The organism is Lentzea sp. NPDC055074 (genome assembly GCF_053608005.1).
Genome location: NZ_JBSGUQ010000001.1, coordinates 58,175 through 83,994 on the forward strand (window position 1 = coordinate 58,175; position 25,820 = coordinate 83,994).

General features: G+C 72.2%; 23 protein-coding genes. 13 read left to right on the forward strand and 10 right to left on the reverse strand.

From position 1 onward, the window contains the following. Nucleotides 1-45: 45 nt before the first annotated feature. Together ACWF7A_RS00340 and ACWF7A_RS00345 are read left to right on the forward strand one after the other, a co-directional pair. The gene (locus ACWF7A_RS00340) at nt 46-1,428 is read left to right on the forward strand and encodes a ferritin-like domain-containing protein (protein ID WP_452248197.1); all 1,383 of its coding nucleotides are present in this window, start codon (nt 46-48) and stop codon (nt 1,426-1,428) included. An 80-nt stretch (nt 1,429-1,508) separates the two neighbouring features. Then, a complete protein-coding gene (locus ACWF7A_RS00345) occupies nt 1,509-2,399 on the forward strand; it encodes a VanZ family protein (RefSeq protein WP_452248198.1) in 891 nt (296 codons plus the stop codon). Nucleotides 2,400-2,427: 28 nt separating this feature from the next. Here ACWF7A_RS00345 and ACWF7A_RS00350 read toward each other — a convergent pair whose 3' ends face one another. Beyond that, entirely contained in the window at nt 2,428-3,192 is a 765-nt protein-coding gene (locus tag ACWF7A_RS00350) for a DUF7662 domain-containing protein (protein ID WP_452248199.1), read from the reverse strand. A 10-nt stretch (nt 3,193-3,202) separates the two neighbouring features. After that, nucleotides 3,203-3,616 (reverse strand): DUF3995 domain-containing protein, encoded by a 414-nt coding sequence (locus tag ACWF7A_RS00355; RefSeq protein WP_452248200.1) that lies wholly within the window; start codon nt 3,614-3,616, stop codon nt 3,203-3,205. A 57-nt stretch (nt 3,617-3,673) separates the two neighbouring features. On the opposite strand from ACWF7A_RS00355, the gene ACWF7A_RS00360 reads away from it, so the two are divergent. The 3 genes from ACWF7A_RS00360 to ACWF7A_RS00370 all read left to right on the forward strand — a co-directional run bounded on the left by ACWF7A_RS00360 (nt 3,674) and on the right by ACWF7A_RS00370 (nt 8,726). Further along, entirely contained in the window at nt 3,674-4,249 is a 576-nt protein-coding gene (locus ACWF7A_RS00360) for a TetR/AcrR family transcriptional regulator (protein ID WP_452248201.1), read from the forward strand. An 83-nt stretch (nt 4,250-4,332) separates the two neighbouring features. Beyond that, nucleotides 4,333-7,209 carry a tetratricopeptide repeat protein gene (locus tag ACWF7A_RS00365; RefSeq protein ID WP_452248202.1) on the forward strand — a complete coding sequence of 959 codons (2,877 nt, stop codon included), beginning with the start codon at nt 4,333-4,335 and terminating at the stop codon, nt 7,207-7,209. 335 nt (nt 7,210-7,544) lie between these two features. Beyond that, nucleotides 7,545-8,726: a fumarylacetoacetate hydrolase family protein gene (locus ACWF7A_RS00370; RefSeq protein ID WP_452248203.1), complete on the forward strand. Its 1,182-nt coding sequence runs from the start codon at nt 7,545-7,547 to the stop codon at nt 8,724-8,726. 7 nt (nt 8,727-8,733) lie between these two features. On the opposite strand, the gene ACWF7A_RS00375 is transcribed toward ACWF7A_RS00370, so the two are convergent. Next, nucleotides 8,734-9,615 (reverse strand): cyclase family protein, encoded by an 882-nt coding sequence (locus ACWF7A_RS00375; RefSeq protein WP_452248204.1) that lies wholly within the window; start codon nt 9,613-9,615, stop codon nt 8,734-8,736. Between the two features lie 159 nt (nt 9,616-9,774). Here ACWF7A_RS00375 and ACWF7A_RS00380 point away from each other — a divergent pair, with 159 nt between their 5' ends. Together ACWF7A_RS00380 and ACWF7A_RS00385 are read left to right on the forward strand one after the other, a co-directional pair. After that, nucleotides 9,775-11,787 (forward strand): ATP-binding protein, encoded by a 2,013-nt coding sequence (locus ACWF7A_RS00380; protein ID WP_452248205.1) that lies wholly within the window; start codon nt 9,775-9,777, stop codon nt 11,785-11,787. Between the two features lie 45 nt (nt 11,788-11,832). Further along, nucleotides 11,833-12,750: an NADP-dependent oxidoreductase gene (locus ACWF7A_RS00385; protein ID WP_452248206.1), complete on the forward strand. Its 918-nt coding sequence runs from the start codon at nt 11,833-11,835 to the stop codon at nt 12,748-12,750. Here ACWF7A_RS00385 and ACWF7A_RS00390 read toward each other — a convergent pair. Together ACWF7A_RS00390 and ACWF7A_RS00395 are read right to left on the reverse strand one after the other, a co-directional pair. Continuing rightward, nucleotides 12,706-13,137: a MerR family transcriptional regulator gene (locus ACWF7A_RS00390; protein ID WP_452248207.1), complete on the reverse strand. Its 432-nt coding sequence runs from the start codon at nt 13,135-13,137 to the stop codon at nt 12,706-12,708. The genes ACWF7A_RS00385 and ACWF7A_RS00390 overlap by 45 nt on opposite strands. A gap of 10 nt (nt 13,138-13,147) precedes the next feature. Continuing rightward, nucleotides 13,148-13,930, reverse strand: coding sequence for a helix-turn-helix transcriptional regulator (locus tag ACWF7A_RS00395; protein ID WP_452248208.1), 783 nt, complete (start codon nt 13,928-13,930; stop codon nt 13,148-13,150). A 65-nt stretch (nt 13,931-13,995) separates the two neighbouring features. On the opposite strand from ACWF7A_RS00395, the gene ACWF7A_RS00400 reads away from it, so the two are divergent. Continuing rightward, on the forward strand, nt 13,996-14,730 hold the full coding sequence (locus ACWF7A_RS00400) for an SDR family oxidoreductase (protein WP_452248209.1): 735 nt from the start codon (nt 13,996-13,998) through the stop codon (nt 14,728-14,730). 10 nt (nt 14,731-14,740) lie between these two features. Here ACWF7A_RS00400 and ACWF7A_RS00405 read toward each other — a convergent pair whose 3' ends face one another. Continuing rightward, a complete protein-coding gene (locus ACWF7A_RS00405) occupies nt 14,741-15,427 on the reverse strand; it encodes an SDR family NAD(P)-dependent oxidoreductase (RefSeq protein ID WP_452248210.1) in 687 nt (228 codons plus the stop codon). Nucleotides 15,428-15,576: 149 nt separating this feature from the next. On the opposite strand from ACWF7A_RS00405, the gene ACWF7A_RS00410 reads away from it, so the two are divergent. Then, entirely contained in the window at nt 15,577-16,182 is a 606-nt protein-coding gene (locus ACWF7A_RS00410; RefSeq protein ID WP_452248211.1) for a TetR/AcrR family transcriptional regulator, read from the forward strand. Between the two features lie 14 nt (nt 16,183-16,196). Continuing rightward, complete coding sequence (locus ACWF7A_RS00415; protein WP_452248212.1) at nt 16,197-17,036, forward strand: hypothetical protein; 840 nt, start codon at nt 16,197-16,199, stop codon at nt 17,034-17,036. Between the two features lie 333 nt (nt 17,037-17,369). Here ACWF7A_RS00415 and ACWF7A_RS00420 read toward each other — a convergent pair whose 3' ends face one another. Continuing rightward, entirely contained in the window at nt 17,370-19,655 is a 2,286-nt protein-coding gene (locus tag ACWF7A_RS00420; protein ID WP_452248213.1) for an ATP-binding protein, read from the reverse strand. A 91-nt stretch (nt 19,656-19,746) separates the two neighbouring features. Here ACWF7A_RS00420 and ACWF7A_RS00425 point away from each other — a divergent pair, with 91 nt between their 5' ends. After that, nucleotides 19,747-21,663 carry a PP2C family protein-serine/threonine phosphatase gene (locus tag ACWF7A_RS00425; RefSeq protein WP_452248214.1) on the forward strand — a complete coding sequence of 639 codons (1,917 nt, stop codon included), beginning with the start codon at nt 19,747-19,749 and terminating at the stop codon, nt 21,661-21,663. Then, complete coding sequence (locus ACWF7A_RS00430) at nt 21,645-22,115, forward strand: response regulator (protein ID WP_452248215.1); 471 nt, start codon at nt 21,645-21,647, stop codon at nt 22,113-22,115. The genes ACWF7A_RS00425 and ACWF7A_RS00430 overlap by 19 nt, the downstream gene beginning before the upstream one ends. 11 nt (nt 22,116-22,126) lie before the next feature. Here ACWF7A_RS00430 and ACWF7A_RS00435 read toward each other — a convergent pair whose 3' ends face one another. Next, complete coding sequence (locus ACWF7A_RS00435) at nt 22,127-22,531, reverse strand: ATP-binding protein (protein WP_452248216.1); 405 nt, start codon at nt 22,529-22,531, stop codon at nt 22,127-22,129. A 130-nt stretch (nt 22,532-22,661) separates the two neighbouring features. Between ACWF7A_RS00435 and ACWF7A_RS00440 the strand changes: the two genes are divergently transcribed. After that, nucleotides 22,662-23,243 carry a biliverdin-producing heme oxygenase gene (locus ACWF7A_RS00440; RefSeq protein WP_452248217.1) on the forward strand — a complete coding sequence of 194 codons (582 nt, stop codon included), beginning with the start codon at nt 22,662-22,664 and terminating at the stop codon, nt 23,241-23,243. Between the two features lie 21 nt (nt 23,244-23,264). Here ACWF7A_RS00440 and ACWF7A_RS00445 read toward each other — a convergent pair whose 3' ends face one another. Both ACWF7A_RS00445 and ACWF7A_RS00450 read right to left on the reverse strand, forming a co-directional pair. Then, nucleotides 23,265-24,503 (reverse strand): DUF1501 domain-containing protein, encoded by a 1,239-nt coding sequence (locus ACWF7A_RS00445; RefSeq protein WP_452248218.1) that lies wholly within the window; start codon nt 24,501-24,503, stop codon nt 23,265-23,267. A 4-nt stretch (nt 24,504-24,507) separates the two neighbouring features. Then, nucleotides 24,508-25,788, reverse strand: coding sequence for a DUF1800 domain-containing protein (locus ACWF7A_RS00450; RefSeq protein ID WP_452248219.1), 1,281 nt, complete (start codon nt 25,786-25,788; stop codon nt 24,508-24,510). Between the last annotated feature and the right edge of the window lie 32 nt (nt 25,789-25,820).

Below are 25,820 nucleotides of genomic sequence, written 5' to 3' on the forward strand. Positions count from 1 at the left end.
CCGGCCCCGTGTCACAAACGCGCGGGCTGTCCTGTCTTCCTCGACGTGAGCCAATCCCTGGAATCGAGCACCGGCACGGACGAGCCGGTCGTCGTGATCAAGAGCTACACCGTGCCGGCCGGCGAGGCCGAGCACTTCGTCGAGGTGTACCGGGAGAACGCGCGGATCATGTCCGCCCAGCCGGGCTTCGTGCGGTCTCGCCTGCACAGGCCACTCGCCGATGGGCCGGACGTGCGGTTCGTCCACGTCGCGGAGTGGCGGTCGGGAACCGAGCTGGACGAGGCCGTCACCGACCCCGAGTGGCGTGCCTCGGTGCGGCGCCTGTTCGACGACCCCGGCCTGCACGTCGTCTCGGAACCCGCCTCGTACCGCGTCGCGGTCGAGCTGCGGCCCTCGGGCGGCGCGATCAGGACGGTCGAGGACCTGCGCCGCCACCTGCAGTGGGCCATCGAGCTGGAGCACTCGACGATTCCGCCGTACCTGTGCGCGCTGTACTCGTTGGACCCGGGCCGCAACGCCGAGGCCGTGCAGGTCGTGGGCAGCGTGCTGGCCGAGGAGATGCTGCACCTGGCGTTGGCGGCGAACCTGCTCAACGCCGTCGGCGGCAAGCCGGTGCTCGACTCCCCCACGTTGCTGCCGCCGTACCCGCACCCGTTGCCTCACGGCGACAAGTCGTTCGAGGTGCAGCTCGTGCCGTTCGGCCCGGAGGCCCTGGAGCTGTTCCTGCGCATCGAACGACCTGCTTCGGTCGGCGCACCGCCAGAAGCAGACGCCTACGAGACGATCGGCCAGTTCTACGCCGCCGTCGAGGAAGGGATGCGGAGGCTCTGCGACGAGCTGGGCGAGGAGGCCGTGTTCAGCGGTGACCCGGCCCGGCAGGTAGGTGAGTTCCACCTGCGCGGCGGTGGCGGTGCGGTGGTTCCGGTGCACGACCTGAAGTCCGCGCTGGCGGCGTTGACGGAGATCACCGAGCAGGGCGAGGGAGCCGCGCGGACCGACGTCTGGGACGGCGACCGCGACGTCTTCCACCCCGAACGGGAGGAGGTGGCGCACTACTACCGGTTCCGGGAGCTCCAGCACGGGCGCCGCTACCAGACCGGTGACACGCCGCAGTCCGGTCCGACCGGTGAGGCGATCGCGGTCGACTTCGACGCGGTCATGCCCGTGCGGCCGAACCAGCGCTCTGCCGATCAACCCGAGGGCAGTGAGATCCGGGTGGCGCAGGAGCGGTTCAACGTCACCTACTGCCGCCTGCTCCAGGAGCTGGAGGGGGCGTTCAACGGTGAGCCCGCCCGTCTCGGGGCGACGGTCGGGAGCATGTACCAGGTGAAGGCGCAGGCACAGGCGTTGATGATGATGCCGTTGGAGGACGGGGAGACCACGGCCGGGCCGACGTTCGAGTACGTGCCGCCCGACCTGCGGGCCTGAGAGGGCGGGCAGTCCGGACCCCGGACCGCCCAGTACGCTTCGCCACGTCGGATTCCGTTGTGGGGCGGGGGTTCTGGGCTGTGCTGGACGCCATCCTCTTCGTGTACTCGGATCCGCTGACCGCGGGCGGCACGGTGGTCGGAGCGGTGGCGTTCGGCGCGGGCGGCTGGTTCGCGGCACCGAGGTTCGGGTGGCGGCCGGTCCCCTCCGTGTTCGCGGGGATCTTCCTCGGTCTCGTGCTCGCCCTGACCTTCTCGCGGTCCCTGCCGAGCTGGGCGCTGACCGGCACGGAGTTCTGCCTCCTCAACGGTTTCTCGCTGGACGGGGTGTCCGAGCTGTTCAACGCGCTGCTCCTGGTGCCGCCGGTGTGGTTCGCGGTGCTCGCGACGAGGCGGCCGCTCGCGGTGCTGGTGTCGGCGGTGGCGTTGAGCGCGGCGATCGAGGTCCTGCAGCCGCTCGTCGGACGCGGTCTCTGCGAGACGCAGGACTTCCTCAACAACAGTGCCGGAGCCGTGGTGGCGGCTGCTCTCGCCGGCGGTTACGTGGCGTTGCGCGACCGTGCAGCCGGAAATGCGTTGCGCAGATCCGGTCCGGCGCCGACGCTACCGCCCGTGGGGATGTTGGATGCCGTAGCGGCCCGGGTCGCGCGCGGCGAGAAGGTGCGGTTCCGCCCGACCGGGTCGTCGATGGTGCCGTTGATCCACAGCCGTCAGCGGGTGACCGTCGCCCCGGTCGACACCGCGAAGCTCGAGGTGGACGACATCGTGCTGGTGCGAGTCGCCGGAACGACCTACCTGCACCGGGTCACCGCGATCGCCGGACAGCGGGTGCAGATCGGGAACAACCGGGGGCGGATCAACGGCTGGACGAGCAGGGAGCGGGTCTTCGGGCTCTGCGTGGACGTGGACGGAGTGCCGCGCAAGAACATCGAGGGCAAGGTCGTACTCAGCGAGACGGCCGAGAACACCTGACCCGATCGCGGCGCCGGATGTGCCGCTCTCAGTCCGAACCCTTGTCACGGTTGAGCACGGCGGACGTGCCGTCCAGGTAGATCAGGGCGAGCGCCGCGTGCTCGGCGAGCACGCGAGCGGACTTCCTCACCAGCGGCAGCTCGCTCGACTCACCGAGTGCCTCGACGGTCGCCCTGGTCACCACCGCGATGCTGACGCGGCCACCCCGGTGGAGGTGGCCGAGCAGCTCGTCCCGCAGCCGCTGGTTCGTCTGCTGCGTCGGGCCGGGGTTGCGGTAGCCGTTCGACCGGGTGCGGAGGTCGCCGGACTCCCCGACGTACACGACGGGCAGGTCCTGGTCGGGCGCGTCCGACAGGCTGATCCGGTAGATGCCGGGCACGCGGGGCAACGTCGGGAACACCAGGCGGCCGTCGGCGCCGAGCCCGACGTCGCCCATCCGCTGCCACGACATGCGCACGCGCACGTCCAGTTCGACCGTCTCCATCTCGACAGCGGAGGCCACGACCACCTCCGAAGCGGGAGGACGATCGCGATACCCGGCGCCGACCGGCCCGCGCTCGAACCGCACGCGCTGCCGCGCGAAGTCGACCTGCGCCACGTGCCAGTCGGCGTCGCGCCACGACTGCGCCTGCACCGAGGTGCTGTTCGCCCACCACTGGCGCACGTGATGCGCGGTCGGCGGCAGACCGCTCACGAGATGCGCGATCTCGGCGAAGCCGAACTCCGCCGTCTGGCGGCCTGCCTCGGCGAGGGCGGCGAGATGACTCGTGAAGGGTGCGTACTCGGCCGGCATCCTGCCCAGGCTAGAGCGCTACGAGAACAGCACAACTCCCAGCGAGGGCAAGGCACAAGGGCGAGTAGTAACGCCGGTCGAGCCGAGCGAACTCCGTGTCGCGGCGGAACGACATCACCAGACCGGCCGCACCCCGTAACAACAACACAGCCGCCACCACCCCCGTACCCACGGCCGGAAGCCACGCCGGGCCCGGCACAGCGAGCAACGCCGCCTCGCCGACCACGAGGTAACCGGCCACCACGAGCAACAACGCCACGACGAGGGTCATCCCCGGTGTCGGCAGCTTGTCCACCGGCACGTCGACCACGCGCCGTGCGAACTCCTCACGCGTGCGCAGCGGCCACGGCGAGAACGTCCACACCACGTGCAGCACACCGACCGCCAGCAACACCGCTGATGTGAGCAGCGCAAGTCCAGTCATCACGACCTCCCGTTCCGTACACCCCTGTACGGTTTTCCATACAGTACTGTACGGAAGGTGGCGAAGCAGCGACTTTCCAAAGAGGACTGGCTCCACGCGGCACTCGGCGCGCTGGCGGAGGGTGGTGTCGGCGCCGTGGCGGTCGAGCCGCTCTCCAAACGGCTCGGCGTCACCCGCGGCAGCTTCTACTGGCACTTCGCCGACCGGAACGCCCTGCTGCGCGAAGCGCTCGAGTGGTGGGAATTGCAGGGCACCGAGGCCGTCATCGAGCAGGTGAGCACCATCGCCGATCCCCGGGAACGGCTGCGGCGGCTGTTCCACGTCGCGATCGTCGAGGATCCGACCAGCGGACTGGAGCCCGCGCTCGTGGCGCACGCCGACGATCCGGTGGTGGCACCGGCGCTGCACCGGGTGACCCGACGCCGCGTCGGCTTCCTCACCGAGGTGTACGCCGAACTCGGACTAGCGAAGGACGAAGCCCGGTATCAGGCCATCTCGGCGTACTCGGCCTACGTCGGCTGGATGCAGCTCCAGCGGGCCACGCCGAAAGCGCTGCCGGAGATCGCGGACGACCCGGAGGCGCTCACCCACTTCGTGGAGCAGCTGATCCCGCACCCCGCCGCCGGGTCCTGATTCGACCGTCTGCCAACAAGATTCGGTCGTTGCCGTGCCCGAACGGCCTGTGCCAGCATGGCAGGGGCATTCGGGGGGTGTCGTTGCGCGTCCAGGTTCTCGGCCCGGTGCGGGCCTGGCAGGACGGCCGGGAGATCGAGCTCGGTCCGGCGGGGAGACGCTCGGTGCTCGGGCTGCTCGCCCTGGCCGGTGGGCGGGTGGTGCCGCGGGCTGATCTGGTCGACGCGCTCTGGGGTGAGAACCCGCCTCCCAGCGCCACCAACGTGATCCAGACGCACGTCAAGCACCTGCGGCGGTTGTTCGACCCCGAGCGGCACAGATATGCGCGCAGCACCAGCATTCCGTTCGTCGGTGACGGGTACGCGTTGCGCATCCCGGACGACGAGGTCGACGTGGACCGGTTCCGCTCCCTCGTGGCCGCGGCGGGGAGGTCGAGTGACGTGGAGGAGGTCGCCGGGCTGCTCGGCACCGCGCTCGGGTTGTGGCAGGGGCGGCCGTTCGCCGACCATCCCGGACTCGCCGGGCACGCGAAAGTCGTTGCGCTGCTGAGTGAACGGCGCAACGCCGTGCTCGTCCACGCCGGGGCGATGATCGGGCTGGGCCGGGCGGTGGACGTCTTGCCATTGCTGGTGGAGCACGCTGCCGACCACCCGTTGGACGAGGCGGTGCAGGCACTCCTGGTGCGCGCCTACGCCGCGGCGGGCAGGCGGGCGGACGCTTTCGCCGTCTACGACAGGACTCGGCGGGTGCTGCGGGACGAGCTCGCGATCGGCCCCGGAGCGGAACTCCTCGCTGCTCATGCGGAGCTGCTCGACGAACCAGCGCCGGTCACGTCTCGTCGTGCCGTTCCGGTGCCGGCGCAGCTGCCCGCCAACACACCCGGTTTCCTCGGCCGCGCAACGGAACTGGCCGTTCTCGACGGGCTGCTCGCCGAACGCGACCCCGCGGCGACGGCGGTGATCGCGGTCTGCGGGACGGCCGGCGTAGGCAAGACCGCTCTGGCCGTCCAGTGGGGACACCGGATGCGCGCCGGGTTCCCGGACGGCCAGCTGTACGTGAACCTGCGCGGGTACGAGGCCGGGAAACCGGTCACGGCCGCGGACGTGCTGGCCGGGTTCCTGCAGGCGCTGGGAGTTCCCGGCAACGCGATCCCGGTCGACGTGGACGCGCGTGCGGCCCGGTACCGGACCGAGGTCGCGGACCGGCGGTTGCTGATCGTGCTGGACAACGCGGCGGCGGTCGAGCCGCTGCGGCCGCTGTTGCCCGGTGCGCCGTCGTGCGTAGTCGTGGTGACGAGCCGGGACAGCCTGGCGAGTCTGGTCTCGGTGCACGGCGCGCGGCGGCTCGAACTGCGGCCGTTGCGGCGGGGTGACGCGATCGTGTTGCTGCGCAAGCTGATCGGCGACCGGCCGCGGGCCGGGTCCGCGGCGTTGGCCGAGCTGGCCGAGCAGTGCGCGTTCCTGCCGCTGCCGTTGCGGGTGGCCGCGGAGCTCGTGGTCAGCCGGCCGGAGACCGAGCTGGCCGACCTGGTCGGGGAGCTCGGCGACCGGCAGCGGCGGCTGCGGCTGCTCGACGGCGGCGGGGACGAACGGGCAGCGGTGCGCGAGGTGCTCTCCTGGTCCTACAAGCACCTTCCGGCGCAGGCCGCGCGGCTGTTCCGGTTGCTGGGCGTGCATCCCGGCCGCGACTTCGACGTGGCCTGCGCCGCCGCGCTCGCGGACCTCGACCCGGACACCGCGAGCAGGCTGGTGGACGTGCTCGTCCGGGCGCACCTGGTCGACCGCGGTCCGGCCGGGCGGCACGGCATGCACGACCTGCTGCGCGCCTACGCCGTCGACCTGGCGCAGGACGAGCCCGGGCGGACCGCCGCGTTCGACCGGCTGCTCGACCACTACCTGACCACCGCGGCCGCGGCGATGGACGTCGTCTACCCCACCGGCCGCGTGGCCGTGACCGCGCCGGTCGCCGACCCGGCCCGGATGCGCGCGTGGCTCGACGCCGAGCGGGCCAACCTGACCGACCTCTGCGCGTTCGCCGCCGGTCACGGGCGCGCCGGGCAGGCGATGCGCCTGGCCGAGATGCTGTACCGGTACTTCGAGGCCGGGCACCACACCGAGGCCCTTGTCATGCACACCAACGGTTTGCGCGCCGCTCGCCTGGTCGGTGATCGCGAGGGCGAGGCACGGGCCCTGACGAACCTGGGCGCAGCGCACCGCCTGCTCGGCCGCTACAGCCCCGCGGCCGCCCGCCTGCGCCAGTCGCTGCGCCTGCACCGCGACCACTCCGACCGCGCCGGCGAGGCCCGCGCGTTGTCCCACCTCGGCATCGTCGAGGACCGCCTCGGCGACGTCGACGCGTCCATCGGCTACCTGCGGCAGGCACTCACCCGGTACCGCGAACTCGGTGACCGGCACGGCACGGCCTCGGTGCTCACGAACCTCGGCACCGTGCAGGGCCAGACGGGCGACCACGCGGGCGCCGCCGAGGCCCTGACCGCGGGCAGGGACCTGTTCCGCGCGCTCGGCGACCGAGCGGGGGAAGCGGCCGCGCTGACCAACCTGGCCGACGCGTACACCTACCTCGGCCGCCACACCGCCGCCGCGGCGCACCTGCACCAGGCGCTCGCCCACTTCCGCGACCTCGGTCACCGCTACGGCGAGGCGTCGGCGCTGTCGACCCTGGGCCAGGTCCAGGTCCACCTGGGCCGCGCCGAGGAGGCGATCGGGGTGCACGAGGAGGCGCTGGAGATCTTCCGGGCGACCGGGCACCGCTACGGCGAGGCGTACACGCTGAACGGCCTGGCCGAGGCCCTGCGCGCGGCAGGCCGGCCGGGTGCGCTCGCGGCGCACCGGGAGGCGTTGGCCATCGCGACCGAGACCGGTGACCAGGACGAGCAGTCACGTGCCACGGCCGGCATAGCGTCGTGCGGCGAGGACGCGCCGACCGGCCGCAGAGGCTGACCGAACCCCAGGAGACGATCTTGCTGCGGACCCCACGGCCATCGCACTGAGCCTCGGTGCGCTGCTCGCCGCTCTGATCTTCCCGACAGCGGCCGTGGCCGCACCGGACAACACTCGTCGGCCGCGACGCCGGTCTGCGGTTCGATCATCTTCAACCGCGAGGAACCGGGCCCGGTGAACGACCCCCGCGAGTGCTGCTTCTTCGCCGGCAACGCGTGACGAGCCGCAAGTGAGGCCACCGGCCCCACCCCGGAACGGGTCCGGCGCACCGTTCCGCCCGGCTCGACGTCCCTCCTAGGCTGGGAGCGGAAGCGTTGCGGCAGGAAAGGACCTCCATGGGGATCTCACTCAGCGCGGCCGACGTCCTTCCCGGGGACGCGGCGGACTCCACACTCGTCGCGAGGGTCTTCGACCCGGCCGCGGGCGGCCCCTCGGTCGTGACGATCCGCGGCGAGGAGGTCGTCGACCTGTCGCCGGTGGCGGCCACCGTCTCGTCGCTGCTCGACCGGCCGGACGCGCTGGAGATCGTCCGGAACCACCCCGGCGGCACGTCGTGGCCGCTCGCGGAGGTGCTGGCCGCCACGACGACCCCGGCCGGCGCCGTTCCCCGGTTCCTCGCCCCGGTCGACCTGCAGGTGCTCAAGGCCGCGGGCGTGACCTTCGTCCGCAGCATGCTCGAGCGGGTCATCGAGGAACGCGCCGACGGCGATCCCACGCGGGCCGAGGAGGTCCGCGCGAAGATCGGTGCGATCGTCCAGGGCCACATCTCCCACCTGAGGCCGGGGTCGGCGGAGGCCGCGGAGGTGAAGAGGGTTCTGCAGGCCGAGGGCCTGTGGTCGCAGTACCTCGAGGTCGGCATCGGCCCGGACCCCGAGATCTTCACCAAGGCCCCGGTGCTCTCGGCGGTGGGGCTCGGCGCCGACATCGGTGTTCTCGCCCGCTCGGCCTGGAACAACCCCGAGCCCGAACTCGTCCTCGTCGTGGACTCGCGCGGGAACCCGGCCGGCGCGACGCTCGGCAACGACGTCAACCTGCGCGACTTCGAGGGCCGCAGTGCTCTCCTGCTCACCGAGGCGAAGGACAACAACGCCTCCTGCGCCATCGGGCCGTTCCTCCGGCTGTTCGACGAGAGGTTCACCCTGGCGGACGCCAAGGCCACCGAGATCGCGCTGGACGTCACCGGCCCCGACGGGTTCGAGCTGCACGGCGTGAACCCGGTCTCCGAGATCAGCCGCGAGCTCGAGGACCTCGTGTCCCACGCGTTCGGCGCCCACCACCGCTACCCCGACGGCTTCGTGCTGTTCACCGGCACGATGTTCGCCCCGACCGAGGACCGCGACCAGCCCGGCGAGGGGTTCACGCACAGGGTCGGGGACGTCGTGCGCATCTCCTCGCCCCGGCTGGGCGCGTTGACGAACGTCGTGAACACGGCCGAGGACGCGGAGGACTGGACGTTCGGCATCACCGCGCTGATGGAGAACCTCGCCGCGCGCGGCCTGCTGGGCCCACGCCCGTGATCGGGGCTCAGAACACGGCCAGCGGGTTCACGGGCAGGCCGGTGGTGCCGAGGATGCGGGGAACGGCGGCCACGAAGAGGAACGTGTGACGGCCCTGCTCCTCGCACACCGCGGCGAGCTCCTCGCACTGGGCGCCGTCGATCAGCACGAGCCCGAGCCGCAAGAGTCCCAGCCGGTGCAGCGCGCCCGGGACGTCGCCCTGCACCGGCGGGGACGCGTCGCCGATGTCCCCGGCGTAGAGGGAGATCCCGTGGTCGTGCATCCAGCGGACCGCGCCCGAGGTCATGCCCGGCAGAGCCCGGCCGTGGTCGGGAACCCGGTCCCAGCCCGCCCGCACCACGAGGGCGTCACCCGGCTCCACCACGACGCCCGCCCGTGCCGCTGCGGCGTCCAGGTCGCCGGCCGTGACCGCGTGCCCGTCGGGCAGCTTGCCGCCGGGGGCCAGGTCGAGCAGCACGCCCCTGGTGACGATCCCGCCGGCGAACACGTCGGCGGCGCCGTGCGTCACTCCTGCGGGTCCTGAGCTCTCCGCCTGCGCGATGCCGGGATAGACCTGCCCGTCGATCACCATGTGCGACAACGCGTCCAGGTGGGTGACCTCGGGATGGTGCGTCGTCACGAGCATCAGCTCGGCCATCGCCATCGGCGGTGCGCCGGTGAACGACATGATGGTCTGCACGCCCGTGGTGTCGGCCTGCAGAGCCGCCATCGGACCGCCCATCAGCGGCGCGGTCGGGGTCTTGCGGGCCAGCGAGACCGACGATCCCGTGCGCACCTCGGCGGCGCCTCGCGCGCGGGCCTCCTCCGTGATCAGGTTGACGGTGCCGAGCTGGTCCGCGCCGCCCCAGCGCCCCCAGTTGCTCGGGAACTCGGCAGGACTCTGGTCCATTGGTGGCTTTCCTTCGTTTCCGTTGCGAGGACAGGACTCGCGGCGCGAGCGTCCACACCGCACCAAGATCGTCACCGCGCCGGGCGTCCGCCACCAGCCCATCCGCTGCCCATCCGGTGCCCAAAGCCGGTGGGTGGCGGCTTGGATACTGTCGGGTGCATGCCCTCACTCGGACACACCCTGCGGGAGCTGCGGCGGCGGTCCTTCACCGGTCGTGACGACGAGGTCGCCGTGTTCCGGGACGCGCTCGGCGGCTCCGGCGTGGTCTTCGTGCACGGGCCCGGCGGGGTGGGCAAGAGCGCGTTGCTCGACGCGTTCGCCGACCTGGCCGCCGAGAAGGGTTTCGAGCCGGTCCGGGTCGACGCCCGTCACCTGGCCCTCGGCCGGGGCGCGCTGCCCGTGCCCACCGGCGACGAGCCCGCGATCCTCTTCCTCGACACCTACGAGCTGCTGGAGCCGATCGACGACTGGATCCGCGAGCACTACCTGCCGTCGCTCCCCGAGCCCTGCCTGGTGGTGATCGCCGGACGGCGCGGCCCGGGACCGAGGTGGCGCGCGGACCCGGCCTGGCGGGCGGTGACGAGGGTCGTCCCGCTCGCGAACCTGTCCTCGCGGGAAGGTCTCGCCTACCTCAGTGCCCAGGACGTGCCCGAGGAGTCCCGCGAACGGCTGCTGAAGATCAGCAGAGGTCACCCCCTCACCCTGTCGATGATGGTGGACGCCGTGCGCCGCGGCGTCACCCCGCGCACGCTGTCGGACCTGCCGGGCGGGGCGGGCGCGTTGCTGACGCAGCTGATCGGCGAGGTGCCGAGTGCACGCCACCGCACCGCGCTGGAGGTCTGCGCGCTGCTGCTCGTCACGACCGAGGACCTGCTGCGCTCGATGGCCGGCGACGACACCGGTGAGCTGTTCGCCTGGCTGCGGGCGCAGGTGTTCGTCGACGAGTCCCCGTACGGGCTGTACCCGCACGACGTGGTCCGCGACGCCGTCGTCGCCGACCTGCGCTGGCGCGACCCCGCCCGCCACGCCGACCTCTACCGCAGAAAGCTCGCCGTGTTCCACCGTCAGGTCCGGGCGACGGCGAGCGAACGGGAGCGGCTCGACCTGATGGTCATGACGGTCGTGCTCAACGGGGCCCGGTCCCGGTTCGCCGCGCTGGCGTCGCTACCGCCGACGTTGCGGGCTCACGCCGACGGGCTGCGCGACGGTGACCAGCCCGCGATCGTCGCCATGACCACCCGGTGGCAGGGTCCCGAGCAGGCCGGGTCGGTGGCGCGGTGGATGAAGCGCCGGCCCGAGGCCTTCCGCGTCTTTCGCACCGAGACCGGCGAACCGCGCGGGTATGGCGCGTGCCTGGACCTGACCGAGGCCGACCTCGGCGTGGACCCCGGCACTGACGCGATGTGGGACCACGTCTCGGAGTCCGGGCCGCCGCGCGCCGGAGAACGGGTCCGCGCCTGGCGGTTCTTCCTCGACCGCGACCACGGCCAGCGCCCGTCCCCGTCGCTGACGCTGTTCGTCGCGTGGCAGATGCTGGAGATCGTCCTGATCGACGACGACACGGCGTGGAGCCTCGTCGGCGCGTTCGGCGACGGCGAGCTGTGGGCGCCCGCGATGGAGTCACTGGGGTTCCGGGCAGCCGGAGCGGGCTACGTCGTCGGCGAGTCGTCGTACCCGGTGTTCGCCCACGACTGGCGCCGCATCGGCGTCGAGGAGTACACGGATCTGTTGCACGCCAACCAGTTGGGCAGACCGGCTCCGGCCGGGGCGGTGCTGTCCAGGCCGGACTTCACCGACGCCGTCCGCTCCGCCCTGCGCGGCCTGCACACGCCGGAACTGCTGCTGGCCAACCCGTTGGTGCGGTCGCGGATGGTCCGGCGGCACGGGCTCGCAGGACGCACGCCCGTCGACTGCCTGCGAGACCTGCTCGACGACGCCGTCGCGGGGCTGAAGCCCGACTTCCGGGTGCTGGTCGACCGCACGTTCCTGCGGCCGGTCGGCGTTCAGGAGCGGGTCGCGGAGTCGTTGCACCTGTCGTTCAACACCTACCGGCGCCACCGGGACAAGGCGGTCGCACAGCTGACCGAGCTGCTGTGGGACCGCGAAACGGGAAACCACCGTCAGTCGTCTGCGTCACAACAGGTGGAAGTTGACACCGGTGTCAACGAATAGCGTCGTGTCGTCGGAAGAAATCGACAGCACGAGGAGCGGATCATCATGGGCAAGGCGTTGGGGTACAAGGCGTTCGGCGGCGCCGAGGTGCAGGAGTTCTTCGAGCGGCCGGACCCCGTGCCCGGTCCCGCCGAGGTGCTCGTGCGCGTCGCGGCGGCCGGGGTCAACCCGCTCGACCACAAGCTGCGGTCCGGCCACGGCACCGCCCTGAACGGCCACCTGCCGTTCCCCCAGGTCCTCGGCATGGAGGCGGCCGGCACGGTGCTCGCCGTGGGCGCCGACGTGACGGGGCTGGCCGTCGGCGACCGGGTCACCGGGTTCGCGCTGACCGGTGCGGGCACGTACGCCGAGACCACGCTGCTGCTCGGCGAGTCCACGGCGCGCGTTCCCGACGCCCTGCAGGACGTCTGGGCGGCGACCATTCCCGTCGCCGGCACCACCGCGCTGGACGTGCTCGACCAGCTCGACCTGCCCGCCGGGGCGTCGTTGCTGGTGAACGGGATCGGCGGTGGCGTGGGCATCGCGCTGGCCCAGCTCGCGCGGGACCGGGGGCTGGTCGTGACCGGCACGGCCGGTGCGGCCAAGAAGGACATCGTCACGGCGACCGGCGCGACGTTCGTGGACTACACCGACGGCGACGTGGTGCGGCGGCTCCGCGAGCTCGCTCCGGACGGCTTCACGGCACTGGCCGACAACGTCGGCGGCGAGTCCCTGCGTGCCGTCGCACCGCTGGCGACCACGATCGTCTCCGTCGGGGACCCGGCGGTGGCCGAGCTGGGTGGCGAGATGGTGCGCCGCCGCCTGGACCGGGCGAACCTCGAACGCGTCGCCGAACTGATGACCGCGGGGCGGCTCGACCCGCACATCACGCGGACGTACCCGCTCGCGCAGGCGGACGAGGCCCTGGCGCTCGTCGAGTCAGGCCACGCCTCGGGCAAGCTCATCCTCGACCTGAGCCTCTGACCCGTTCCGGTAGCGATAGCGGGTGTTGATCTCGATCAGCTCGTCGAGGACGGACCTCGCCCCGACGAGCCGCCCGATGTCGGCGGTCAGGCGGTCGCGTTCCTCGCGCATCGTGACGAAGGCGGCCTCGGCGACCTCGTTCTCGCCGCTGTCGACGCACGGCAGCAGCCGGGCGATCACCTTGCTGCTCAGTCCCGCGTCGAACAGGCGCCGGATGATCTCGACCCGCTCCACCTCCGTCGCCGCGTAGTGCCGCTGGCCGCCGGTCGACCGGCTGCTGTGCATCAGCCCCTGCTGCTCGTAGTACCGCAGCGAGCGGGCGCTGACGCCGGTCAACCGGGCCAGTTCGCCGATCTTCATCGTCGCGGCGGCGGGAGTCGTGGTCACGGAACCCAGACTACGACTCGGCGACGGGCCTCGCGTCGGCGTAGATCACCAGCGTGCAGTCCGGCTGCTCGGCGAGGTGGAACGCCGTGTAGGCGTAGTCGAGCACGCCGAGCTCGGGGTGCTTCAGGCTCTTCCGGCCACCGCGCTGGGGCTGCACCTCGTAGTTCGGCCACCACGCCCGGACCTCCGCGCTGGCCTCGTGCAGGTCGTCGATCAGCTTCGTGAACCTCGGCTCGCCGGGGTGGCGCGCGTGCAGCCCCCGCAGCCGGGCGAGCAGTCCGCGTGCCTCCGCCTCCCAGTCGATCACCGCGGTCCGCGCCTCGGGGGCGGTGAACACCCAGCGGGCGAGGTTCGGCGTCTGCTCGCGCAGCACGGGGAACAGCGCGGCCGCGGCCTCGTTGTGGCTGAGCACCTCGTAGGTGGCGTCGATGACGTACGCCGGGTTCGGCTGGAGAAGTCCCGGGACCGCGGCCACCTCCTCGGGCAGCGACGTGCTGGGGACGGCGCTCGACGTGTGCCCGGCGAGGTGGAACAGGTGGTCCCGCTCGGCGCCGTCGAGCCGCAGTGCCGCGGCGAGCGAGGCGAGCACCTGGTCGGAGGCCTGCACGTCCCGGCCCTGTTCGAGGTAGGTGTACCAGGTGGCGCTGATGCCCGCGAGCATGGCGATCTCCTCGCGGCGCAGCCCGGGAGTCCGGCGCCGGGAGGTGGTCGGCATCCCTGCCTCGGCGGGGGTGATCCGTTCCCGGCGGCTGCGCAGGAACACCCCCAGCTCGCGCGCCTGTTGCTCGGTCATGGCACCTCCGATACCAGGATGAATTAATTCTGGATACCAGTCTGAGGTCACCGCAAGCTGGGGTCATGAATGTTGAGGGAGAGGTTGTCGCGATCACCGGTGCCAGCAGCGGGATCGGCGAGGCGACCGCGCTGATGCTGGCCGGACGAGGCGCACGTCTCGTGCTCGGGGCACGGCGGTCGGACCGTCTGAAGGACCTGGTGGCCAAGATCGAGCAGTCTGGCGGCACAGCGGTCTACGCGCGCACGGACGTCACCCAGCGCGAAGACCTCCACGCGTTGGTGCGGCTCGCACAGCAGCGGTTCGGGCGACTCGACGTGCTGGTGAACAACGCCGGTGTCGGCCCGATCTCACCGCTGGACGATCTGCGTGTCGACGAGTGGGACGAGATGGTCGACGTCAACATCAAGGGCGTGCTGCACGGCATCGCGGCCGCGCTGCCCGTGTTCCGCGAGCAGCAGGCGGGACACTTCGTCACCACGGCCTCCACCGCCGCCCTCACCGTGGCGCCGGCGATGGCGGTCTACGCGGGCACGAAGGTCGCCGTGCGGTCGATCTGCGAGGGGCTTCGCCAGGAGGCTGGGCCGACGGTGCGCGTGACCACCGTGTTCCCGGGCTTCGTGCACACCGGGTTCGCGGAGGCCTCCTCCAACCCCGCTCTGCGCGAGCGCATCGCGGGCATGCGCGACGCCATCGCGATCCCGCCGGACGCGATCGCCCGCGCCATCGCCTTCGCGATCGAGCAACCGGCCGACGTCGACGTGAACGAGATCGTCGTGCGGCCGACCGCGCAGAGCTGAGACCGCTTCCTCACCAGGCCAGAACGCCGTTCTCGTCCTGCAAGGTCCCCGTCGGGCCGTCCTGCGCGAGGGTCGCGAACCGCACCACCACCGCCGCGCTCTCCCGCACCGGCCGCCCGATCCCGAAGGCCGCGGTCATGTCGGTGGCGGTCGGGCCGGGCTCGACCGCGTTGAACTTGATGCCCGGGTTGGCCTTCGCGTACTGGACGGTCAGCATGGTCGCCGCCGACTTGGACGCGGCGTAGAGCGCGAGGGGCATCTGGTACTCGCCGCGGTCGGGGTTGGTCACGGCCCAGAACGACCCCATGCTGCTCGACACGGTGACCACGACGGGGTTCGAGGACTCGCGCAGCAGCGGAAGCGCGGCCTCGGTCACGCGCACGACCCCGACCGCGTTGACGTCGAAGGCCCGCAGCGCCGCGGGGCCGTCGAGCGCGTCGTTGGCGAGGATGCCCGCGTTGTTCACCAGGACGTCGAGCCGGCCCTCGTCCGCGCCGATCTTCGCCAGCGCGCTGCGCACCGAGTCGTCGTCGGTCACGTCGAGCCGCACGAACCGGGCACCGAGCTCGGCGGCGGCCTTCTCCCCCAGCTCGGTGTCGCGCGCTCCGACGTAGACGGTGTGACCCAGCTGCAGAAGCTGTTTCGCCGTCTCGAAACCGATGCCCTTGTTGGCCCCGGTGATCAGTGTGATGGTCATGTGCTCTCTCTCGGATCTGCGGGCGTGGTCAACGGGTCGGCCGGCGGCGCCTCTCCCCGTTCCGGATCGACCTCTTTTGGAATGATCGATGCAGAACTCGACCGTAGCACGTTCTGCAGCGATCACTTCAGAAGAGGTAGGCTGCGGCGGTGGAGACGACACGACGGGCGACAGGGCGCCCACGCGGCTTCGACGCCGGCGAGGCGCTCGACCGCGCCCTGCTGGTGTTCTGGGACCAGGGTTACGAAGGCGCCAGCCTCGCGAACCTGACCGGCGCGATGGGCATCTCCACCGCCAGCATGTACGCGACCTTCGGCAACAAGGAACAGCTGTTCCGCAAGGCCCTTGAACGCTACGAGGAAGGCCCCGGCGCGTACGTCGTCCCCGCACTGGCCGAGCCGACCGCGCTCGGCGTCGCCACCGCGCTGCTCGCCGGCTCCATCCGCACCACCACGTGCCCGGAACAACCGCAGGGATGTCTTGGCGTGCAAGCGGCCCTGGCCACCGGTGAGGCCGGCCGCGAGATCCGCGCGCTCCTCGTCGACTGGCGCAACAAGGGCCACGAACGCATCCGCGAGCGGTTCCAGCGCGCCGTCGACGAGGGCGACCTCCCACCGGACTGCGACCCGGGGCTGCTCGCCCGCTACGTCCACACCCTGCAGGCGGGCATCGCCGTGGAGGCCGCCGGCGGCGTCAGCCCCGAGGAGCTGCAGGAGATGGCCGACGCCTTCCTGCGCCACTGGCCCGCCTGCTGACGAGGAGAAGCCCCATGCCCCGCATCCTGATCACCGGTGTCCGCGGGAAGACAGGACTTCCGCTGACCGAGCTGCTCACCGCTCGTCCGGACGTCGAGGTCCTCGGCGGGAGCAGCGACCCGTCCGCGGTGAGGATCGACCGCGTCGTCCCGACCAGGATCTCCTGGGACGACCCCTCGACCTGGGCCACCGCCACCGGCGGCATCGACGCCCTCTACCTAGTGCGGCCGGACCGCGAGGACGCTCCCGGGCTCATCGCCCGCCTGCTCGGCCAGATCCCCGCTCCGACGAGGATCGTGCTGCTGTCCGAACGGGACGTCGACTCGTTCGCGCCCGAGGACTGGGCTTCCCGGGCGGAGCGCGCGGTGCGCGACAGCGGACATCCGTGGACGTTCCTGCGACCGAGCTGGTTCATGCAGGTGCTGACCGACGACCGGTTCTACCGAGGAGACATCGCCGAGCGCGGCCGCCTGCCGTACGCCGGATCCGGCGCGCACCTGGCGTGGATCGACGCACGGGACATCGCCGCGGTCGCCGAGCGCGCGCTGCTCGACGACGGTCACACGGGCCAGACCTACGAACTCACAGGACCGGAGTCGCTCACGCTGCCGCAGACCGCCTCCGTGCTCTCCGACGGGCTCGGACGCCCGATCGCGCACGAGGAGATCACGATCGACGAGGCGGTGGCCGGCCTCGACGGGTTCGACCGCGACGAGTTCGCGTGGACGCTCGAACGGGTGCGTGACGGGGTGTTCGCCGGCGTCACCGACACGGTGGAGAAGGTGACGGGCCACCCGGCGCGCTCGCTGGCGGCCTTCGTCGCCGACCACCGGCACGCACTCGCGAACTCCTGAGCTTCCTCGAGGTGCCCAGGGGGCGTCGACGGACCAGGCGATGTCGGCGACCAGGTTCGCCGCGGTGTCGCAGGGGCGGGAGCCACCGGGCGTGGCGAGCCACAGTTCGCTGTTGATGTGCCTGAGGCAGGAGCCGGGGAGGTTCCACGCGCTCAGCCGCACGCCGCGGAACGGGTGGCGTCCGCCGCGAACCAACCGCCGGTGCCCGCCTCCACGCTGCCCGTGTGCCTCGGGTAGCGACCGGGGAAGTTCACCGGCTCGACCGAGTAGAACTCGACCGAAGTCGTGTTCGGTCTGGTCCGGTTGTTCCGGGGCGGAGACCGGTCGACCAGGTCAGGTCCTTTCGGCGCCCCGCGGCAGGGTGAACAGGACCGACGTGCCGCCTCCGGGCGTGGCGTCCAGCCGCACCTGGCCGCCGTGCCGCTCGACGATGCGGTTCACGATCGCCAGGCCCGCTCCGTGGCCACCGCCGCGGGAGTCGCGCTTGTGCAGCCTGCGGAAGAGCCGCAGCACCTCGGTGCGCTGCTCAGCGGGGATGCCGATGCCGTTGTCCCGCACGAGCACCTCGTCCTCACCGGCGAGCGCGATCTCCACGGTGCGAGGACCTTCCTCACGCGCGTACTTCGCCGCGTTCACGAGGAGGTTCACCAGCACCTCGTTCAGACGGTCGGGGTCCGCCCACACCAGCAGGCCCGGTTCGGGCAGCACGACCTCGACCTCCTGCTCCGCCAGCCGCAGACCCGCGACCTCCAGCGCGGTCAGGGCGGCGTCGCGCAGGTCGATCTCCTGGCGCTGCAGGGCGCTCTGGCCCAGCTGGGCGAAGTGCAGCAGCGAGTTGATCAGCTCGTCCATCCGCTGCGCGAGGCGCTGCACGGTGTCGAGGCGGCGCACCGTCGTGGCGTCGAGGTCGTCGGTGTCCTCGCGGATGAACGCCGTCGAGTTGAAGATGCCGCGCAGTGGTTCTTTGAGCTCGTGCGCGGCCACGTGCGCGTAGGTGTCGAGATCGTCGTTCGCGCGGCGAAGCTCGTCGTTCAACGCGGTGAGCCGGGCGTTGTGCCGCAGCACCAGCGTGGTGATCGCGCGGCCGAACTCACCGGCCACGGCCTCGTCCGAGGCGGTCCACGGCACGCAGTGCCCGCGCGTGAGGGCCCGGTACACGACCGAGGAGCCGCGCGGAGTGAGGCGCTGACCGTGTTCGCCGAGCTGAACCGGCGTGCTCGGGTCCGTCGCCCACGTCCGGCTGGCCCGGCGTTCGGGCCGCACCCACGCGATCAGGTCGCCGTTGCCCAGGGCGAGCAGCAGCACCCCGCTGAGGTGCTCGGCGTGCGGTGTCATGGAGGCGTCGTGCGCACCGAGGTCGTCCGTGCTCCACACCTCCCCCGCGGCCAGCTCGGGCGCCACCGCCCACAACGCGTCGAGGCCGGGCATCAGGTCGGCCTCGTCGCCACCGCCGACGATCGTCGTGGCACCACCGAACCGCAGCGCCACGACGTCGGCGTCGATCAGCTCGTGCAGCAGGTCGACGCTCGTCGAGACCGACTGCGTGACGTCCGTGCTCAGGTCCGTGACCAGGCGCGCCAACGCGGTGCGGGTGTCGTGGCGCGCGCGGGAGGTCTGCGCCTCCTCCAGCGCGGCGAGCTGCAGCGACAGCGTGACGCCGAAGAACTCGCAGGCCGAGCGCACCTCCGGGTCGAGGCGGCGGGGCGTGACGCCGTGGCAGGCGATGAGACCCCACAGCGAGCCGGAGTGCAGCAACGACACCGACATCGAGGACGCCACACCGATGTTGCGCAGGTACTCCAGGTGGAACGACGAGACCGTGCGCAACGCGGAGTCGGACAGGTCCAGCGGCGCGCTCGTGCCCGGCAGCACCTGCGGGAGCAACGTGGCGGTGGCGTCGTCCACGTCGTGGATCACGCGGATCCAGTTCCGCTCGTACAGCCGCCGTGCCTGGGGTGGGATGTCGGTGGCGGGGAACCACAGGCCGAGCCACGGCTCGAGCTCGTCGGCCACCGACTCCGCGATCACCTCACCGGGCCCCGCCGGGCCCTCGAACCGGTAGGCCACCACCCGGTCGTACCCGGTCAGCTGCCGGATCTCCGCCACCGCCGACGCGCAGACGTCGACCACGGTCCGTTCGTGCTGGAGCTTGGTGAGCGACGTGCGCAGGCGCGGGTAGAACTGCGAGAACCGGAACGTGTCCGCGGCGGGGCGCGGTTCGAACTCGAGCACCGTGCGGCCGTCCGCGCGGTACACGGTGACGTCGAAGTTCTCGCCCGAGCCCGGCAGCGCGAGGCCGCAGAGCCCCCGGTCACCGGTCGGGGCGTCGAGCGTGGCCCGCACCGCCGCGACGCCATCGGCCCCGAGCAACGCCTCCACCGGCGTCCCGAGCAGGGACTCGGGCGCTCTGCCGAGCACGTCCGTCGTGTTCGCGCTGGCGACCTCGACCAGCCCCGCGTCGTCCACGGCCAGCAGTGCGCCGTAGGACTGGATGCCACCGAGCAGGTGGATGGGCTCCGTGAGGCAGACGGTCAGGTCGAACGACGTCGTCCCCGCCTCCGACTCCGCCCGCGCGGCGAGAGCCCACTCCGCACCGAGGCCCACCTGGTCGTCCTGCATGCTGAGTCCTGCTTCCGGTGGGCGTACGGTTCTGTGGCGAAGATTGTTTGGCAGGACACGGCGGACGCGTGGAGCGGAGGGAGCGGCCCCGATGACAGCACCTTCCTGGCCCGGCCTGTTGCACGCGTTGTGGCGCAGCGCGTTCGCCGCGGGCAGCACCAAGGTCTTCGCGAAGGAACTCTACCTGGGGCTTTTGGAGCTTCCGCACGTCCGCGGCGTCCTCGGCGCGCGGGTCGGCCCCGACGGCGACGTGCGCGTCGTGCGCTGGGCCGACCACGAGCACGGGGTGCTGAGCGGGCCGGCCGGGCTCGCCGGGGACGTCGCCGCGTGGCTCGCGCACTCCCCCGCCCTGCCCGCGCGAGACGCCGGTCAGGCGAGGATCACGGAGCTGCGCGCCGATGCGCTGGCCTCGTTCGCCCCCGGCCTGGGTGCGCGCGTGGGCGAGGTCGGCGGTACGGCGGTGGTGGTCGCGTCCTTCCGCGCCGCCCAGGGCGACAGCGGCCTGCTCCTCGTCTGCCTGGAGCGCGCCCCGGAGGACGAGACGGTCGCACGGGCGCTGGAGCAGATCGCCGACGTGGTGATCGCCGCCGACGACCGGATCGCCGACCAGGCGTTGCTCGACAACCGGCTCGCGGCCGACGCGGTGCTGGCCGAGGTCTCCCTGCGGCTCGCCCGGTCGCTCGACGTGGAGGAGACGCTCCGCGCGGTCGTGCGCATGGCGGTGCCGGGTCTCGCCGACGGGGCCGCGGTGCACGTCCGGCGGCGTGACGGCGGGCTGGAGAAGATCGCCGCGGCGCACGTGGACGTGCGCCGGGAACGCCTGCTCAACGACCACCTGCGCAACGGCCGCTGGGCCGGCGCGCCGGTGCACGACGACGACGAGAGCGGCCCGGTGCCCTCGTCGCTGCCCGCCGACGTCGGCCTGGAGCTGATGACCAGCGCGGTCCTGCACGCGCACGGACGGGTGCTGGGCGTGCTGACGTTCTTCCACCGCGCCGGGACCCGCCGGGTGCCCACGCGGGAGTTCGTGCGCGACATCGCGGCGAGAGCCGCGCTCGCCATCGACAACGCGACGCTCTACAGCCGCCGGCGCGCCGAGGTCGAGGAGCTCCAGCGGCACCTGCTGCCGTCGGTGCTGCCCGAGATCGAGGGCGTCGAGGTGGCGACCGGGTACAACGTGGCCGGCCACCTGCTCGACGTCGGCGGTGACTTCTACGGGGTCGTGCGGCAGCCCGGTGACCGGTTCACCGCGCTCATCGGCGACGTGTGCGGCCGTGGCGCCGCGGCCGCCGCCCTGACCGGACTCGCCCGCCACACGGTGGAGACCATCCTGGAGGAGGGCGGCCGTGCCGAGGACGCGGTGCGCCTGCTCAACACCAAGATGCTGCGCAACGAGGTGGGCAAGTTCCTCACCATGGCCGCGGTCACGTTCGGCGCTCCCGGTCCCGGCGGCCTGCCGATGCGGTCGCTGACGGCGGGACATCCGCCACCGATGATCATCCGGCGTGACGGCCGGGTCGAGGAGACGGCCTGCCGCGGTCAGCTGGTCGGCGTGCTCGACGTGCTCACGCTGTCCACGGCCGACGACGTGCTGGTGCCCGGCGACAGCGTGGTGCTGTTCACCGACGGGCTGATCGAGGCCAGGGACGAGGCCGGGGCGTTCTTCGGCGACACCGACCTCGAGCCGACGCTGGCGGCGCTGCACGACCTGCCGCTGCCCGAGATGGCGGCCACGCTGGTCGAGGGCGACGGGCGCTACGGGGTGGACGACGACGCGGCGGTCATGGTGATCCGGTACCGCGGCAGCAGGGTGCTCGACGCCGTGCTGCCGGCGGACCAGGCGCTCGACGCCGCGCTCACGGCCGTCAGGTCGCTGGGCAGACCGGTGCCGGACCGGCTCGCGGGCGCACCGGAGCAGGGCGAGGTGACCGTCACCGTGGACGGGGACTCCGCCTGGGCGCGGATCGAGATCGGCGGAGGTGCTCGAACGTGGTGGACGGTCCTGTGACCGGGGGCGGCGAACAGGTCGTGCTGGTCGTCGAGGACAGCGAGGAGGACCGGGAGGCGATCCAGCGCGCGCTGTCGCGCTCGCACCCGGAGCTCGCGCTGGAGTTCCTCCACGACGGACATCTGGTCGCGGACCGGCTGCGGGACACCTCACTGGTCACGCCGGTGCTGGTGCTGCTCGACCTGAACATGCCGGGAGCCGACGGCTACCGGGTGCTGTCGGATCTGCGCACCGACCCCGACTCACGCCTGAGCGACGTGATCGTCGTCGTGTTCACCTCCTCGACCACGTCGCCGGACATCGACAGGTGCTACGAGGCGGGCGCGGACAGCTACGTCTACAAGCCGGTGAACTTCACGTTGTTCCGGACGGTGCTGCAAGGCGCTGTCGAGTACTGGCACACCAACGGCTTCGTGCGGCCCGCCGCGCCGCCGGACTTACCCGTGGGGTGACCGGTCCTCGGTCAGCTCCCGGCCAGGACGAACTCCGCCCAGACGACCTTGCCGTCGCCGGTCTGCCGCTGTCCCCACGTCGTCGCCAGCGCGGCGACCAAGGCCAGTCCGCGGCCTCCCGTCGTCGTGCCCTCCCGGGGACGGGCCGGCGTCTGAGCACCGTCCTGCACCTCCAGCCGCAGGAAGCCGGCGCGCTGCGTGAGGCACAGACGTCGAGGCTCCTCGCCGTGGCACAGCGCGTTCGCGACCAGTTCGTCCGCGACGAGCACCACGTCCTCCGCCTGCTCGGGCGGTAACCCGGCGACCTGGTCGCGCATCCAGGCACGTGCCCGGCGGAGCTCGCCGGAGTCGCCCCCGATCGCCAGCACGGCGGACGGTCTCGCCGAGGTCGCGAGGAAGTCCTCCTCGACGGACATGCGGGTCCCCAATCCGTCGCCGCACACCCGACGACCGCAGAAGTGGCATCCGGATGTTCGTGCCGGCCACCGCGCGCGGTTCGATCTCGCCGGGAACAGGTCGCCGGACCGGCCGAACTACGATGCGGCGGTGACCCTGCTGGCTCGCCTGCGGAGCGAGACCCGCGCCGCGCATCGTGCCCTGGAGGAGGACCTCGGGTTCCTCTCCCGGCTCACCTCGCCGGCGCGCTACGAGGAGCTGCTCGCGGCGTTCCTGGGGTTCCACGAACCACTGGACGAGGCCCTGGCGGCGTCCGTCGCCGCGCACGGGCTGCCGTGGGAGCTGATGCCGGACGCCGGACGGCTCACGGCGGACCTGCGCCGAAGCGGGTGGAGCCCGTCGCGGATCGCCGCGATCCCGAGGTCGTCCCCGCCCGACGTGGCGACGTTGCCCGCGCTCGTCGGCTCGCTCTACGTCGTGGAGGGCGCACGACTCGGCGGTCTCCTGATCACGCGGTGGGTCGGGGACTCGCTCGGCCCGGTCCCGGTGTCGTTCTTCGCGGCGGACGGTGACGCCCGCCGGAGGTTCCGGCGGTTCGGCGCGATGGCGGAGGCGGTGCTGCCCGCGGAGCAGGTGCCGGACGCCGTCTTGGCGGCGGAGCGGCACTTCGTGACGGTGCGCGGGTGGTTGCGCCGCCCCGGTGCCGTCGACGCGGTCGGTTCGACGTTCTGATCCCGCGCCCCGTTCAGGACCTCAGGTGGTGAACACCCCCTCCAGCCGTCCCTCGTGGTCCTTCAGCACCCGTCCGGGCTCGGTGCCCAGCACGCGGTCGAGCAGTGTCGCGTACACGTCGCGGAAGTCCGTGGTCTGCTTGAGGTCACCGTCGTCGAGGTCGGTCAGGCTCGGCTGGGCGCCGAGGAAGCCACCCCGCACACCGGCCCCGAGCAGGAAGACCGGACCCGCTGTGCCGTGGTCGGTCCCGTCGCTCGCGTTGGCGCGCACCCTCCTGCCGAACTCGGAGTAGACGAGCACGACCGCCCGCTTCCCCACCCTGCGGACGAACGGGGTGAGTGCCGCGTCCAGTTCGGACAGCAGCCGTTGCTGGGTCGCGCGCTCGTCGGAGTGCGTGTCGAACCCGCCGAGCGACGCCGAGTAGACGCGGCAGGGCGCACCCGCCTCGATCAGCCGGGCGACCACGTCGAGCTGTGCTCCCAACGCGCCCCCTCCTCCGGCCGAGGAGCCCTTGTCGCGCTGCTCGTCCGGGTCGTCGTCGGGCAGCTTGCCGCCGTCAGGCGACCCGGTCAGCGTCGTGGCGGTGTGGCGGAGGTCCGCGATCGACCGCGCGACCCGTGCCTGCCAGTGCTCCTCGCCGTCGGAGGCCTGCCCGAGCGCGGTGAACGCGTCGCCCAGCGGGCCCGTCGGGAGCTTCAGGCCGCTGAGCGGGAACGACGCCGCCGCCGTGCGTTCGCCCGCGAGCATGGGCGGCAGCAGGGGTTCCAGTGAGAGCGCGCGCAACGGGTCGTCGCCCGCGGTCTCGTCGAGCCAGCGGCCCAGCCAGCCGGACGGCACGGAGGTGCGGGGCGAGGCGGTCTGCCAGATGGCCATCGACCGGAAGTGGCTGTGGTCGGGCCGGTCGTAGCCGACGCCGCGCACGATGGCGAGGCCGCGCTCGTCCCACAGCTGCTTGAGGCCCTTGAGCCCGGGGTTGAGGCCCAGTCCCTCGCCGAGGCCGAGCACCTCGCCTGGTTCGTAGGCGAGGTCCGGTCGGGCGTCCTGGTAGGCGCGGTCCTCGGCGGGCACGACGGTGTTGAGGCCGTCGTTGCCGCCGTAGAGCGTCACGACGACCAGCACGCCCTGGCTCGCGTCGAGCGGGTCGTCGGAGGCCGCCTTCATCAGGTCGTCCCAGTTCACCTGCGTGGCGCCGAAGGCGAGGGCACCGGCCGCGGTGACACCGGACAGCGTGAGGAAACGGCGTCGGGTCAGGGTGTCCACGAGCTCACCTGCTCACCACGTACTCGGGGGCGCTCGCCGCCACGACGACGAGCCGCACCGGGTTGTCGGCGACCTTGCCGAGAGCGGTCTTCGTGCGGTCCGACCAGGAGTCCACGCCGAGCAGGCGCCGGGCCCCCTCGATCCGGTCGACCGTGCCCAGGGCGGTCTCGAGGTCGGCACGGTCCGCCACGAGCTTCGCGAGGTCGAGGCGGGACGGCCACGCGGCCGTCGTCAGCCACGCGCCACCGGCGGGCCAGCCGCCGACGCTCGGCGGCCGGAAGGGTGTCTGCCCCAGTCCGCGCAACGCCCGCAGCAGCGCGTCGGCCTGCTTGCGCTCGAGGTCGCGCGGCCGGACCCCGAGTGCGCGCATCAGCCCCACCGCCCACTCGACGGGCTGTTTGACCAGCACGTTCGCCGGATCGCGGAACGCGGGCTCGGAAGCCACGGCACGCACCAACGACCGCGTGTCGCGCCGGAACGCGGTGACCAGCCGGGCCAGCACGTCGGCGGCGGGCGGCCGGTCGGACACCATCCGGAACCACGCCCTGCCCGCGACGAACTCGGGGCTCTCCTTCCGGTCCAGCACCAGCGTCACCAACGACTCCGCGGTGAACCGCTCACTGCGTCCGAAGACCGTCTTCCGGCCGTCGTCGTGGCGCTTGGCGACCAGCTCGGCCTTGCCCGTGTCCGCGCGCACCGTCCAGCCGGTGAGCGCACGCGCGGCCTCCCGCACGTCCTGTTCCTCGTAGTGCCCGATGCCCAGCGCGAAGAGCTCCAGGAACTCCCGCGCGAGGTTCTCGTTGGGGGAACCGGCCTTGTTGTCGTTGCCGTCGAGCCACACCAGCATCGCCGGGTCCGTCACGAGAGCCTGGGCGAGGTCCGCGAACGGCCCCAGGCCGAGCCGGCGGAACGTCTCGTTCTGCGCCAGCATCGACCGCGGCGAGCGCACCTTCTGCTCGCTCGTCGCGAAGTGCCCGTGCCAGAACCACGTCATGCGCTCCACGGCGGGTCTGCCCGTCGTCACCATGCGGTCGAGCCACCACACCGTCAACGCGTGGTCGTCCTCCGCACGCTGGTGTGCGGCGTCCTGCTTGGCCGCGCGGTCGCCCTTGGCCGGACGGGGCGGGCTGGCGAGCGGTGGCGGGGCGACGTCACCGGCGGGGTCACCGGCGAGCAGCGCGTCCAGCGCGGCGTCGAACGTCCTGTCCAGGTCACCAGGCCGCGGGCCCGTCCCCAGCCGGTCGTGCAGCCTTCGCACCGCGGCGCGATCGTCCAGTTGCACCATGGCGGACAGTGTTCGTCGCGTGCCGTGGCGTG